Consider the following 13,254-nt stretch of genomic DNA (forward strand, 5'->3'; position numbering starts at 1 on the left):
AACTTCTTTCGATTGAATCTTAATTACTTCGATTACAAATATTCGTTCCCGCTCGAATCAGGGGAGAGCCTGCCGGGTTTTCGGCTGGCTTACACCACACGCGGCACGATCAACAGCGACCAGTCGAACGTCGTTTGGGTATGCCATGCCCTGACGGGTAATGCCGATGCTGGCGACTGGTGGGGTGGTATGGTAGGAGCCGGTAAGTATTACGATCCTGAACATAATTTTGTGATCTGTGCCAATGTGCTCGGGTCCTGTTATGGTTCTACGGGCCCGTTATCCATCAACCCGGCCACGGGAAAGCCGTTTCACCATGATTTTCCGATGGTTACCGTTCGGGATATGGTGGCCGCACTTGATTTGTTACGGCAGGAATTGGGTATCGAAAAGATTCATACCTGCATTGGCGGCTCTGTTGGGGGCGAACAGGCCGTTGAATGGGCCATCCTTCAGCCAAACCTTATCGAAAATCTGGTGTTGATTGCGGTAAGTGCCATTGCTTCGCCCTGGTGCATTGCGTTTAACGAAGCCCAGCGGATGGCCATTGAAGCCGATCCTACCTGGGCCGAACCGCGCGATGATGCCGGACTGGCCGGGATGAAAGCCGCCAGAGCGATGGCCATGATCTCCTACCGGAATTACGATACCTATGGGTTCACGCAGGCCCTCGATAACAATGAGCAGCTGGACGGCTACAAAGCTGCTGGTTACCAACGGTATCAGGGCGAAAAACTGGCCGACCGGTTCAATGCCTTTACCTATTGGGTGCTCTCGAAGGTGATGGATTCGCATAATGTGGGGCGTAACCGGGGCAGTATTTTAAATGCACTGGCTCAGGTGAAAGCCCGGACGCTGGTGGTGGGTATTCGCTCCGATCTGCTCTTTCCGCCTTCGGAGCAGCAGTTTCTGGCCCGGCACATCCCAAACGCGGTCTATGAAGAAATTGATTCTTTATACGGACACGATGGGTTTTTAATTGAATTTCGACCGCTTTCCGGTATTATCCGGAAGTGGATGGCGAGTGCCGTTTCGACGGATGGGGTATCGGTAACCAACTCGTTAAAAACCAGTAAGTAGCCGGTTAATTAGTCAATTATGGTTTGGTACGAAGCCGATATTCGGGCGTTGGAAGATAAATTGGCCGCAACACCGTCGGTTACAAAAAGAGTCGTGTTTTACGGTAGTTCGTCGGTGCGTATGTGGACAACACTGGCGCAGGACTTTCCGGAGAGTAACCCACTTAATTTAGGCTTTGGCGGCTCCACGCTGGCGGCCTGTGCCTGGTTTTTTGAGCGATTGATCGTCCCCATTGCTCCACAATCCATTTTGTTTTATGCCGGAGACAATGACCTTGGGGATGGCCGGCATCCTGAAGAAGTGTATCTGTTCTTTTGCGCCTTTGCCGACAAAATGAGTCAGCTGTTACCGGGTGTACCGCTCACCTTTTTATCCATTAAAGTCAGCCCGGCCCGCTGGAACATCGCCCCGCAAATACAGACCGCCAATCGATTGATTCGGGAGGAGCTGGCGAAGCGGCCTGGCTACGGGTATGTCGATATGACAACGCCCTTGCTGGGGGCTGATGGCAAACCTCGTCGCGAGTTTTTTGAAAGCGACGGCCTGCATCTCAATCCGGCCGGCTACCGGGCATGGCGACAGGCATTACAGCAGCAATCCTCAATTTTTTAATGATTTGTTTATCATAGTTGCATTGTAACTAGACGGAATCGTCGCAATTTCACGGGTGTTAACCTCAACGTTATGCACCGGGAATATCATAAATGGTTTAGCTCAAATCTGGGCCGTGATATGGAGTTGCTTGTTCTGGGTCATGCCGGTGCGCGGGTGCTGGTATTCCCAACCCGTCGTGGCCGCTTCTACGAATACGAGACGCTGGGTCTGGTCGATGCGTTAGCCGAAAAAGTTGAGAACGGGTGGCTGCAATTGTATTGCGTCGATAGTATTGATCGCGAGAGCGTATACAATCTGTCGGCTCACCCGGCCGACCGTATCCGGCGGCACAACCAGTATGAGCAGTATATTATTCATGAAGTCCTCCCGCTTTCCCGTCTGAAAAACCCCCAGCCGTTCATGATTTCGCACGGCTGTAGTCTGGGGGCTTACCATGCTCTGAATATTGCCTTTCGGCATCCGCAATGGTTTGGTAAGGTGGTTGCCTTTAGTGGGCGCTACAACCTGTCGGAGCCGGTAGCGGAGTTTCCCGGTCTGTTCGACGATTACTACGACGAGGATATTTACTTCCACAGCCCGAATCATTTTCTTCCCAATCTGGATGATGGCACCATGCTGGAGTCTCTCCGCCGACTTCAGATTGTGCTGACGATCGGCGCCGACGATCCCTTTCTGGGTAGCAACGTTACCCTGAGTTCAGCATTGGAGGAGAAGCAGATTCCGCATGATTTATATGTCTGGGAGGGACGGGCACATCAGGCCAGTGACTGGCAAAAAATGGCCCCGATTTATTTATAGATGAATTGAATACAGCGACAGGGAGCACATAAAGTATATGTGCTCCCTGTCGCTGTATTCAATTCATTCACTTCCTGACGAAACGCATCACGGCGATATCGCCCATGATCAGGGTGAGGGTGTTGTCATTGACCGAGTAGCGATTTACCGTTTTCAATACATTGAGAAACGTCTGTTCGCCTTCGCCCGGACACATCATGCGCGTCATGGCCATAGCATCGGTAAAGCTGATCTTTGGCCCGTCGACCATAAGTTTACCGTTGAAGGAATTACAACTGGTAGACCCATTGAGTCGTTGTTTAGCGGTGTCGAAGGTAATGGCGGGCTTTTTCTCAGGATACAATCCGTTAAACGCTATTCTTGGCCCGGAAATGTAATTCAATTCCCAGGTGCCATCCAGTGATTGATTGGTGTTGGACGACTGCATTTGATCCGTAGATAACGAAAGCTTTTCGGTCAGATATAGATAAGGGGGATGAAAGTGATGGGCGAAAATCTTCTCCTCACTATCCGGATACTTCTTGAAGTATTCACTATCGCCCAACAGAACGATGGTTGCTCCGGTTCTGACGTAGTCGTTACTATTAAAATAGTCGGGGGCTTTGTAGCCGCTCAGGTTTTTCTGCACCGTTTTCGACGCCAGTTTACCTAAATACTTCTGGTAGTTCTGCTGTGCTTTCAGCGCTGGCTTACTGAGACTGTTGTAGATGTAGTTGAGAACGATCCGTTGCGGCAGCTTTTGTTTTTTTATCATAGCGGGTGCCCCTTTAAACGGATTCGTTGTATTCACATCGTTGATCGTCTGGATGGTGAAGGGCACTTCAGGCACCCAGTCGGCGGCATTGACAACGTTGTAGGCCCAGCCATTTTGGGTGGCGGCCTCGTATTCATAGGCATAATACAGATTGCCCGGTTTCGGTCCTGCACTGCAGTACGTTTTGAACACAACATCAGCAGGGATACGCGACTGCTTTTGCAGATTCCTTAAGTAGGACGTCAGCAAAAAAGCAATGCCACCACCCTGACTGTGGCCCATGATGATCATATCTTTAATGCCCGCCCGGTAGCACGAATCAATTTTGGGCAGAATATCCTTTGCCAGAAAAGCCGTACTCACTAACCAGCCTACGTGCACCGCAGCCTTAGGGCTGGATGCGAGTTCGTACTGGAAGTTTTCTTTGTCGCTAATCTGTATCGACCCTTTTGCCGGCACCATGGCCGCATAAAAATTGCTTAACCAGCTTACACTGTTGGCCGTTGTGCCACGGATGCTCAACACCGCTACCGACTGCGGACTGCTCCACAGATCCCACATGTTATCGAGCCCGACAACGGGGGAGCGATAAACCCGCTTGAACTGTTGGGGTTTAAGGAAGGAGTTGACGTAGGTGGAGTCGCCAAACTGGGCTGACACTTTAAGCAGTTCAATGTATTCTGCTTTATCAAAGCCCGGTTTCAGCTTCTGACCAAACATGGTGAAGGGCAATGCCAGAAAAGTAATAATGGCTAAAGTGTATTTCATGTGGGATTAATTAGTGATAGACAGAATTTTCGATAATCAGGTAATAACCAACGGATAGCGGGTAAACGCTCGGCCTAATTCACGCGTGACACGCGTATGGAAGCTACCTGATTATCCCAGCCAAACCGGCGTAAATCGCTCACTGAACTGGTAAAGATCTGCGAACGGCCCTTCAGGTTTGGCTTTCTGAACACCTGAACGGCATAGCCCGGGGCTACCGTGAGGGAGGTGATATTCTGGGCAACGTCACCTCCCAGCGATTTAAACGTACCTGTCGCAAAATTGGCCATGTTGCCCCGATAGTCAAGGTCATAATAGAGGGCCACAACGGGCCGATTGCCCGACCCACCGCCATTCCCGCCCCCCGATCCACCGCCGGGACCACCGGGTTGGTTCATGGTGATAACGCCCGAGACAATCTGATTATCCCAACCGACTTGTGCCAGCATGGAATTGCTGGTGGTAAATGTTTGGGTTCGACCGTTGCGGGCCCTGGCTGTGACGGCCCATCCGCGAGGTATGTAAATAGATGAAATGTTGCCGCTCAGAAATCCTAACGAGCCGTTGGTGAAATTGCCCGGACTGAAACTCCTCGACATGCCCGTGTATTTAATGTCACGATAAAAAATAACCTGGTTGCCCTGCGGACCAGAATTTGTATTGCCATTGCCCCCCTGTATCTGGGCAACTGAATGAGATGGGGCACACAGAATCCACAGCATCAGGAGGCAGATGCCGGCTTTTGTACATAGTGCTGAGTACATATAGTAAGCGGTTTTTGAATAAGTGTATGTGAACTGCCCCTCTTAACTAATTGTACGGCAAAATGTTAACCTATAAGTAAGTTAATCTCTGTAATAACATCCTGCGCTTGTCGAAAAGCGTTGGTGTAAGGTTCCACCAGTACCCGGCCCGGCGGGTCAGTTGATAGGTCAGCATCCCAAAGGCCGGAATGATGCCAGTTGTCGAGATGGTCCCAGTCGGGTCGATCTACCATGGGGTACATACATACCCCTAAAAGCGGCACACCCGCCTGCAAAACAGCCGCGCACTCCTTGCCAATCATCTCGATCCAGAAGGGACGGTCAATGCCGGGGTGGCTCGTTTCCGTAAGAGCAATCGGGCGTCCGTATCGTCGGTAAGCTTTCATCAGGAGTTGGCGGAGGGGCACCCAGCGGGAATCAGGTATATCGTCATTCCAGCCTAAAAATGTGCCCGTGCCTTCAATCCATTGGTTGTTATAATAGTAGTTGAAGCCCAGAATATCCACGTACTCGGGCGACCCACCCAACTCGGGCGTAAGTCGGCCTGCCAGCATATCGACCGATTGAAACTGGTTCTCATCGGCAATGGCTGCGTTGATGATCTGTTCCGGCGTCGCGTTCAGGGGCGGCACCATTTGCACGAGCGGCTCAGTTGTCAGAATGCGAATTGTTGGGTCCAGTTCGCGCATGGCGGCAACGCCTTCAATGTAGGCACGCATGAGCCCAACCTTAACCTCCCATCCTTGTTTTGTGCAGTAAGGTGTTGTACCACAGGCATCTCCACCCAGCCACGACATAAAGCTAACTTCATTGATGGGCGTAACGATCAGGACATCATCGGGATATAAGTCGCGGTAAAAGCGAACAAAGGCACGGCATAGAGACGCAAAACGCCGGGCAAACATAGGGTGCAAAGGGGTTAGGTCGTCCGGATAACCAAAGTGACATAAGTCCCAGACTTGTTGAATGCCCTGCCGGTGTCCTTCGGCCATCATGTCGGCAACGACGGTCCAGTCGTACTGATACGGTCTTTTTTCGACATGGCTCCATTGAATACCTTCCCGAACCGTTCGGACATTGAATGCATGCAGATCAGCGTAATCTTCTTTCAATAACTGCAGATGGCCGGATGCACGGAGGAGGTCAACGCGGTTGCCGAAGCAGTTTAACTGGTCGGTACATTCATAACCCGCCCACCAGAATGATTGGAACGGATTCAGAGATGGGGAGTGTGTTGAGTTGAGTAGCAAGGAAAGAAAAGTTGATGTACTCAAAGGTGCAAAAAAAGTAGGCTGACCTCAAAAAAAAGGCGTTTTTCCGAGGGAGTGGCGATGCTGGCGCGGGCTTGAGTCGATGCTGGCGCGGGTATTTACCCGTGCCTTTTTTATGAAGTCAGTATTCACTGACGCAAGCGAATGCCTGCGATATGAAAAGGCACGGGTAAATACCCGCGCCAGCACCTTCGAAGACGTTTTTCTGAGCGTGAGGTTAAGGTACCAAACAGCCAGAGGCTGTTTGGTACTTGTTTACAACGCCTTTACAATAGCAATCACGAGTTTGGCGGAATTGCGGGCGGCTGTCGGGTAAAACTTATCGTAGGCAATGTGCGCTTCGGCATCGGCGCGGTCGCTCAGGCTGCGAATAATGAGGTGTGGTACCTGAAGCTGATAGCATACCTGGGCAATGGCGGCTCCTTCCATTTCGGTCGCGTCGGCACCAAAGTCGGCCCGGAGACTGGTCACTTTAGCAGGGGAGGCCACAAAGACATCGCCCGTGACCACGGTGCCCGTCATTACCTTCACGGGCCGGTCTGAAACACCGCCCGATGCCAGCGGAATACCTTCCAGCGAAACGGTTTTGACAGCCCGTTCGGCTAAGCGCATCAGGGTTGTATCGGCAGGGAAAAAGACCGGGTTGAACTGCTTGGTGATCGCGTTACGGGTCTGTCGGGTCGGGGTATTTTTAGCGGTAATGGCTCCATAATCGTGGTGCGCCGTTTGTCCGGCAATCACAATGTCGCCCGGTTGCAGGTCGGGGTTTGTGCCGCCCGCAATACCCGTGAACAGGATACGCTGCGGCCGAAAATGATCCAGCATGAGCGCCGTGGTCATGGCTGCATTCACTTTGCCGATGCCTGTTTCGGCGACCACAACCCGTTGGTTACCGATCTTGCCGGTCGTGAACACAACACCATCGACGATTACGGTTTTAGGCTTGGACAAGGTTTCTTTAACCAGGGCAACCTCCGCGCCGAATGCGCCCAGTAAACCCGTTATCGGTCGGGGTTTGTAGCGTTGGGCGAAGGCAACGTTTGCGAGAAGGAGGAGAAGTAAGGTTGCTTTTTTCATATCAGGATAAGTTGTAGATAATTGTGGTGTCGGGTTCTCAAACCCGACACTGCGAGGTTTTAAGAAACCTCGTGTGTGCTATGTAAGGAGGTTTTGAGAAACCTCATTGGTCAGGTCTGAGGACCTGACTCCACCGAAACGAAACAACGGTGCGCTAATGCCCGCTCGTCAAGGCCAGCACACAAAAGACATCGACAATCCAGAGACCGAGCGACACTTCGCGGCTTTTGCCAACGGCGACTTTAATGACTGTCCAGGACAGAAACCCCCAGATGAGCCCCTGGGTGATGGAGTAACTGAACGGAATCAGGACCAGCGCCAGAAATGCCGGTAGCGCGTCATCTAACTGGCCCCAGTCAATGCGCGTAATAGGTTTCATCATGAACGCCCCCACCAGCACCAGGGCCGGAGCCGTGGCAATCGCCGGGATGACCGAAAGAAGGGGTGATAAAAAAAGAAATGGCAGAAAACAGCAGCCGGCCACAATCGCTGTGAGCCCCGTTCGACCGCCCTGCGCAATCCCCACCGCCGACTCGATATAGGCCGTGCCGGGGCTGGTGCCAAACACCCCCGCCAGCGTGGTGGCCACAGCATCGGTCATCAGCGAGCGGTTCAGGTTACGCGGCTGGCCGTTTTCGTCCTGTAAGCCGCCCGCTTCGGCAACGCCCACGAAGGTCGACAGGCTGTCGAACAGATCGGTGAAGGCGAAGGCGAAAATAACGGGCCACAGTGACCACGACAGCGAACCCAGCAGGTCGAGCTTGCCCAGCAGTGAAAAGTCAGGTGCGGCCACAATACCCTGAAAATTGACCAGCGTTTTCTGGCCGAAATTAACGGCCGAGGCATCGCCCCAGTACCGCCCGATGGGCCAGGCCGCCAGCGTTGTCAGGATAATACCGATAATAATGCCGCCCGGCACATCCCGAACCACCAGCACACTCATGAGCAGCAAGCCAAAGACAAATGTGAGAACAATGGGGTCGTTGAAATGGGCGATGCTGACCAACGTAGCCGGATTGGCCACGATGAACTTGGCGTTTTCGAAGCCAATGAGCGTAATGAAAAGCCCGATGCCAGCCGAAACCGCATAACGCAGCGGTTGCGGGATGGCCCGCACAATTGCCGACCGCACGTTAAATACTGAGAGTAGCAAAAACAAGACCCCCGCCCAGAATACCGCACCCAGCGCGATCTCCGGACGAACGCCCATGCCTTTCACTGCCGTAAACGTAAAAAAAGCATTCATGCCCATGCCCGGCGCCACCACAATAGGGTTTCGGGCGTACAGGCCCATCATGAGGCTGCAAAAGAACGACAGCAAAACGGTCGCTGTCAAAACACCACTGAAGGGCAACCCGGCCTGACTCAAGATTGCCGGGTTGACCACAATGATGTACATAGTTGCCAGAAACGTGGAGATTCCGGCCAGAATTTCAGTGCGACGAGGGGAGGTGATCGTAGTTGACAAAGGTGTTGTCGTTTATCGTTGATGCCCTAACAACCCACAAACTACAACCCGAACGCCATAAACTCAAACCGTAGCCAGTAAACTCCCGGCTGCTTCATCGACCCAGACCAGGGCGTTGGGGTGCGTTTGCATGATACTGGCTGGCATCTGCTCCGTAACCGGACCCTGTAGCGCTTCCTGTAACACAGGCGCTTTCTTCTCGCCACTCACCAGTAAAATAACTTCTTTTGCATCGGTCAGATGGCGCAGACCGAGGGTGATGCCGTGGCTTAGCGTTGTTTCGGTTTCAAAATATTTCTGCCCGACGGTCTTCGTGCTTTCAGCCAGCTCAACTACATGGCAACCCAGCGTAAAGGGTGTTCCCGGCTCGTTGAGAGCGATGTGGCCGTTCATACCCATGCCCACCAGTAATACATCCAGGCCGCCCCGCTCGGCAATAACAGCGTCGATTCGGGCGCACTCGGCAGGTAGGTCGCTTGCCTTGGCGTCGAAAACATGTACCTGATCCAGCCGTAGGTTGAGCGGGTTAAACAGATCACGGAATACGTAAAACGAACAACTCCCGAAGTCGTCAGGGCCGAAACCCACCCACTCGTCAAGACCTACAAACGTACACTGGCTAACATCGACACGCCCATCTTTTACTAAGTTGACGAACCGATGGTAAGTCTCAATAGGGGTATCGCCCGAGGCCAGACAGAGTGTCGCCGTGGGCTTCTGGTTGATGATGGCGGCAAGGTGTTCGGCCGTATGCTGCGAAAGCGTGCCGTGGTCGGGGAATTTTTGTATGGTCATGGTTTTTGTCATGCTGGAACGCCAGCCCGGTAACGAAGATAAGTCCTTCGTTAAATAAAATTATATAGTGTCATGCAAACATGCTCCTTCGTTACCGGGCTGGCGTTCCGGCATGACAAAAAAATCATTTCAACTCACTCGCCCGCACATCGCGGGTCCAGCGTTCGGCGCCTTTCTGGTCGTAGACTTTGATGTTAAGAACCCGGTCTTTGGCCGGGCCGCTGACGCTCAGAATACCGAAATTGCGGTCGGTTACCAGCGTACCGTCTACGTAAGTCGGTAGTTTCAATTCCTCGGCCAGGGGTTTTGCCGGGCCGGAGGTGAGGGGCGAAATAGTCAGGTCATACAGCGGATAGGTACCGGGGCGGTCCAGTTTGTGCAGAATGGAGTGGTGGCGATCGCCGGTGAGAAATAACACCCCCGGGATTTTAGCATCGGTGATGGCTTTGAACAGCCGATCGCGTTCGGTGCCGTAAATGGCGTAGTTCTCGAAAGCTTTTGTAGGGTTAACGATCTGCCCGCCTGTAACGATAAACTTGAACGTGGCCTTGCTGAACGTCAAAGCGTCCAGCAGCCATTGCATCTGTTTCTCCGAAAAATAAGCTTTGTTGGGGCCATCGGGCATTTTATCCGGTGCCCGGAAGGTACGGTCATCCAGCATAAAAAACTGGCAGTCGTTCCATTCGAAAGTGCCCGCGCAGCTTTCGGGAAAAATGAAATTCGGATTGGCCCAGAATAGTTTGAAGGCATCGAGGGTCACTTCTTTCAGCCAATACGATCGGTCGGAGTCGTCGGGACCGTAATCATGGTCGTCCCAGATAGCGTAATTGTGTGTGGCAGCCAGTAACGGCTGCATTTCGGGCAACGAGCGCGTGTGCGTATACCGGCGCAATACCCCGCTCCGGCTGTTCCAGTCTACTTCGCGGGTGTAGGTATTGTCGCCCGTCCAGAGCATGAAATCGGGCTTTTGGGCGGCCAGTGCCGTAAAAATCTCGTAGCCACCGCCATAAGGCGTGCCAGGCCGGTCAACATTAGCCTCGTTGACGTAAGTGCAGCTTCCGACGCCGAAGCGAAACATCGGAGGGTCGGTCCGCCATTGCCACAGGCTTTGGGTTTGGAACTTGGTCGGGTAGGGCAGGCTCACCTTCTGGCCCTCTATTAACACGTCGTACGCGTACGTCTTTCCGGGGTCCACCTGATCGGCGAGCAGGTGGGCTGTAAAAGCCGTTTGCCGGTTGGTATATACTTCGTTGGTCAGGTGCGTCGTAGCCGATGCTGACGCTGGTGTACTGCCTGCGGTTGGACTGTCGACTTCATGATAGCGAATCTGAACCCGGGCGGGTTGTTTGGTTTGTACCCAGAGTTTTACTTCGCGCATCTCCGAATAACCCACCATCGGGCCCGATTGAATCAGGGCTGAGGGCGACGCTTGTTTTTGTCCATTTCGTCTGGTAACGGCCTGTTTTTTGGCCGCTGACTGACCAAATACGGCAAAGGGTCCGAAAAGCAGAAGGACTAAGAGAAACTGAATTTTGTACATGGGGGAAAGATGGCGTAATTTTGCGGTTCGTTCAACGAAGTCATGCAACTAAATAACCGTACGTACCAGATTCAGGGTGTCGATGTACTGGAAATTGCCGATGAATTCGGTCTTCCTCTTTACGTTTACGACGCCGACAAAATTATCGAAAAAATCGGCTTGCTCCGGTCTTCATTTGCCGGGGTCAACCTAAAGATAAAATACGCGGCCAAGGCGCTGACAAACATCTCCATTCTGAAGCTAATGCGTCAGCAGGGCGTGGAAATGGATTCCGTATCGGTCAATGAGGCCCGCATGGGGATGATGGCTGGTTTTGAGCCCGGTCAGATCATGTTTACGCCCAGCGGGGTGTCGTTCGATGAAATCCGCGAAGCTGTTTCGCTTGGTTTACAGCTAAACGTCGACAGTCTGTCCTTATTGGAATGGGTTGGTCAAACTTACGGAACACAGGTGCCTATCAGCATCCGTATCAATCCGCACATCAGCGAGGGCGGCAACATCAAGATTTCGACCGGTCACGCCGACTCGAAATTCGGTATCTCCATTCTACAGCGCGATGCCATTCGTGCTATAGTCGAGCAATACCAGATTCCGGTTGCCGGGCTGCATATTCATACGGGTTCTGATTTTAAGAATGCCGGTGCGTTTTTAAAGGGGGCCGAAGTCCTGTTCGATCTCGCCGGCGATTACCCAAACCTGTCGTTTATTGATTTCGGGAGTGGGTTTAAGGTGGCCTATAAAGAGGGCGATCACATTACGGATGTCGAAGAACTCGGTCGTCAGGTGTCGGCTGCTTTCCAGAATTTTTGTAAGAACTACGGGCGCGATCTGGAACTCTGGTTTGAGCCGGGTAAATTTCTGGTGAGTGAAAGCGGGCATCTGCTGGTGAAAACCAACATCGTGAAAGAAAACCCGACGCGTACGTTCGTAGCGGTCGATTCGGGCCTGAATCATCTCATCCGCCCGATGATGTATGATGCCTACCATGACATTAAAAACATCTCGAATCCACAGACCGCAGACGAACCGGTAACCGAAAAGACTTACAACGTCGTAGGCTACATCTGCGAAACGGACACCTTTGCTACCGATCGCACTTTACCGGAAGTAAAACCCGGCGACGTGTTGTCTTTTGAGAATGCCGGTGCTTACGGTTTCAGCATGGCCTCGAACTACAACGCCCGTTTTCGCCCGGCCGAAGTACTGGTTTATGAAGGAACTCCGTACCTGATCCGTCAGCGCGAAACGTTTGAAGATCTGGTTCGCGGGCAGGTAGATTTGTCAATTTTTAATCAACAGGAGACACTAAATGTATAATGTATAAGGGCTAATGCCAGTGCGCATAGGGTCATTCTACATTCTACATTTTATATTATTCATTACAGCAATGGGACGCGCATTTGAATACCGGAAAGCCCGGAAAATGAAACGGTGGGGGCAGATGGCTAAGACCTTCACCCGTATTGGTAAAGACATCGTTATGGCCGTGAAAAGCGGTGGGCCCGACCCCGACAGTAACGGGCGGCTACGGGCTATCATCCAGAATGCCAAAGCGGCCAACATGCCGAAAGAAAACGTCGACCGGGCCATCAAAAAAGCCTCATCGAAGGATCAGGAGGACTACAAAGAAATCGTGTACGAAGCGTACGCTCCCCACGGCATTGCGCTGGTGATCGAGACCGCAACGGACAATCATAACCGTACGGTAGCCAACGTTCGGAGTTACCTGAACAAACTCGGGGGTAGCTTAGGCACACAGGGAATGCTCGACTTTATGTTCGACCGTAAGTCGGTTTTCCGGATCACGGCAGAAGGCATCGATCAGGAAGAACTCGAGTTGGAATTGATCGACGTGGGTGGCGACGAGGTTGAATTTGACGAAGAAGCAAACCAATATGTTATCTACGGCGAGTTCACCGCTTTCGGCAGCGTCCAGAAATTCCTGGAAGAAAAAGGCTATGAAATCAAGCAAGCCGAGTTCGAACGAATTCCCAACGACTACAAAGAGCTAACCGATGAAGAGGTTGCCGATGTTGAGAAGCTCATTGAGCGAATCGAAGAAGACGACGACGTTCAAATGGTTTATCACAATATGAAATAGAAAAAGGCCGGTTTAATCGGCCTTTTTCTATTTCATATCTATTTGGAACTCACATCTTCCCGGATGATCTGGACCCAGCTTTTGATGATCTGGGGGGGAGCGTTGCGGGCCAGCAGGGCAAAGTAAGTCGTGGCCTGGTAGTAGTACAAACCCGTGGGCAGTTCCGCCCCATCACTGCCCCGACCGTCCCAGGCCAGCGTCGGACCGCTGCCCTCGTAGACCT

13 protein-coding genes are annotated in these 13,254 nt (G+C 52.3%); 5 read left to right on the top strand and 8 right to left on the bottom strand.

What is annotated here, in order from left to right; genetic code table 11:
• The first annotated feature begins 12 nt into the window (after positions 1-12).
• The 3 genes from ACYVK4_RS27270 (at position 13) to ACYVK4_RS27280 (ending at position 2,493) form a co-directional block, all read left to right on the top strand.
• Positions 13-1,080 (top strand): homoserine O-acetyltransferase family protein, encoded by a 1,068-nt coding sequence (locus ACYVK4_RS27270; RefSeq protein ID WP_461130740.1) that lies wholly within the window; start codon positions 13-15, stop codon positions 1,078-1,080.
• Between the two features lie 18 nt (positions 1,081-1,098).
• Positions 1,099-1,692, top strand: a complete 594-nt coding sequence (locus ACYVK4_RS27275; protein ID WP_461130741.1) for a GDSL-type esterase/lipase family protein — start codon at positions 1,099-1,101, stop codon at positions 1,690-1,692.
• A gap of 72 nt (positions 1,693-1,764) precedes the next feature.
• A complete protein-coding gene (locus ACYVK4_RS27280; protein ID WP_461130742.1) occupies positions 1,765-2,493 on the top strand; it encodes an esterase family protein in 729 nt (242 codons plus the stop codon).
• A 67-nt stretch (positions 2,494-2,560) separates the two neighbouring features.
• Here ACYVK4_RS27280 and ACYVK4_RS27285 read toward each other — a convergent pair whose 3' ends face one another.
• The 7 genes from ACYVK4_RS27285 to ACYVK4_RS27315 form a co-directional block, all read right to left on the bottom strand.
• Positions 2,561-4,015 (bottom strand): META domain-containing protein, encoded by a 1,455-nt coding sequence (locus ACYVK4_RS27285; protein WP_461130743.1) that lies wholly within the window; start codon positions 4,013-4,015, stop codon positions 2,561-2,563.
• A 74-nt stretch (positions 4,016-4,089) separates the two neighbouring features.
• The gene (locus ACYVK4_RS27290) at positions 4,090-4,779 is read right to left on the bottom strand and encodes a hypothetical protein (protein WP_461130744.1); all 690 of its coding nucleotides are present in this window, start codon (positions 4,777-4,779) and stop codon (positions 4,090-4,092) included.
• Between the two features lie 65 nt (positions 4,780-4,844).
• Entirely contained in the window at positions 4,845-6,053 is a 1,209-nt protein-coding gene (locus ACYVK4_RS27295) for an amine oxidase (protein ID WP_461130745.1), read from the bottom strand.
• Between the two features lie 252 nt (positions 6,054-6,305).
• Positions 6,306-7,127, bottom strand: a complete 822-nt coding sequence (locus ACYVK4_RS27300) for a 5'-methylthioadenosine/adenosylhomocysteine nucleosidase (RefSeq protein ID WP_461130746.1) — start codon at positions 7,125-7,127, stop codon at positions 6,306-6,308.
• A 154-nt stretch (positions 7,128-7,281) separates the two neighbouring features.
• Positions 7,282-8,595: an NCS2 family permease gene (locus ACYVK4_RS27305; protein WP_461130747.1), complete on the bottom strand. Its 1,314-nt coding sequence runs from the start codon at positions 8,593-8,595 to the stop codon at positions 7,282-7,284.
• Between the two features lie 63 nt (positions 8,596-8,658).
• A complete protein-coding gene (locus tag ACYVK4_RS27310; protein ID WP_461130748.1) occupies positions 8,659-9,390 on the bottom strand; it encodes a glucosamine-6-phosphate deaminase in 732 nt (243 codons plus the stop codon).
• Between the two features lie 124 nt (positions 9,391-9,514).
• Positions 9,515-10,930, bottom strand: a complete 1,416-nt coding sequence (locus ACYVK4_RS27315; RefSeq protein WP_461130749.1) for an alkaline phosphatase D family protein — start codon at positions 10,928-10,930, stop codon at positions 9,515-9,517.
• Positions 10,931-10,972: 42 nt separating this feature from the next.
• Between ACYVK4_RS27315 and lysA the strand changes: the two genes are divergently transcribed.
• A complete protein-coding gene (lysA, locus tag ACYVK4_RS27320; RefSeq protein WP_461130750.1) occupies positions 10,973-12,247 on the top strand; it encodes a diaminopimelate decarboxylase in 1,275 nt (424 codons plus the stop codon).
• 70 nt (positions 12,248-12,317) lie between these two features.
• Complete coding sequence (locus ACYVK4_RS27325; protein WP_461130751.1) at positions 12,318-13,031, top strand: YebC/PmpR family DNA-binding transcriptional regulator; 714 nt, start codon at positions 12,318-12,320, stop codon at positions 13,029-13,031.
• Between the two features lie 38 nt (positions 13,032-13,069).
• Here ACYVK4_RS27325 and ACYVK4_RS27330 read toward each other — a convergent pair.
• Positions 13,070-13,254: hypothetical protein (locus tag ACYVK4_RS27330; RefSeq protein ID WP_461130752.1), on the bottom strand; the 185-nt coding region annotated here is incomplete at its 5' end.

It is taken from the genome of Spirosoma aerophilum, from assembly GCF_054782495.1.

What these genes read in the sequence shown, in the direction of transcription:
- ACYVK4_RS27310 (WP_461130748.1), bottom strand. Translation starts at nt 9,390, where the DNA reads ATGACCATACAAAAATTCCCCGACCACGGCACGCTTTCGCAGCATACG.
- ACYVK4_RS27315 (WP_461130749.1), bottom strand. Translation starts at nt 10,930, where the DNA reads ATGTACAAAATTCAGTTTCTCTTAGTCCTTCTGCTTTTCGGACCCTTT.
- ACYVK4_RS27275 (WP_461130741.1), top strand. Translation starts at nt 1,099, where the DNA reads ATGGTTTGGTACGAAGCCGATATTCGGGCGTTGGAAGATAAATTGGCC.
- ACYVK4_RS27290 (WP_461130744.1), bottom strand. Translation starts at nt 4,779, where the DNA reads ATGTACTCAGCACTATGTACAAAAGCCGGCATCTGCCTCCTGATGCTG.
- ACYVK4_RS27300 (WP_461130746.1), bottom strand. Translation starts at nt 7,127, where the DNA reads ATGAAAAAAGCAACCTTACTTCTCCTCCTTCTCGCAAACGTTGCCTTC.
- ACYVK4_RS27285 (WP_461130743.1), bottom strand. Translation starts at nt 4,015, where the DNA reads ATGAAATACACTTTAGCCATTATTACTTTTCTGGCATTGCCCTTCACC.
- lysA (WP_461130750.1), top strand. Translation starts at nt 10,973, where the DNA reads ATGCAACTAAATAACCGTACGTACCAGATTCAGGGTGTCGATGTACTG.
- ACYVK4_RS27325 (WP_461130751.1), top strand. Translation starts at nt 12,318, where the DNA reads ATGGGACGCGCATTTGAATACCGGAAAGCCCGGAAAATGAAACGGTGG.
- ACYVK4_RS27280 (WP_461130742.1), top strand. Translation starts at nt 1,765, where the DNA reads ATGCACCGGGAATATCATAAATGGTTTAGCTCAAATCTGGGCCGTGAT.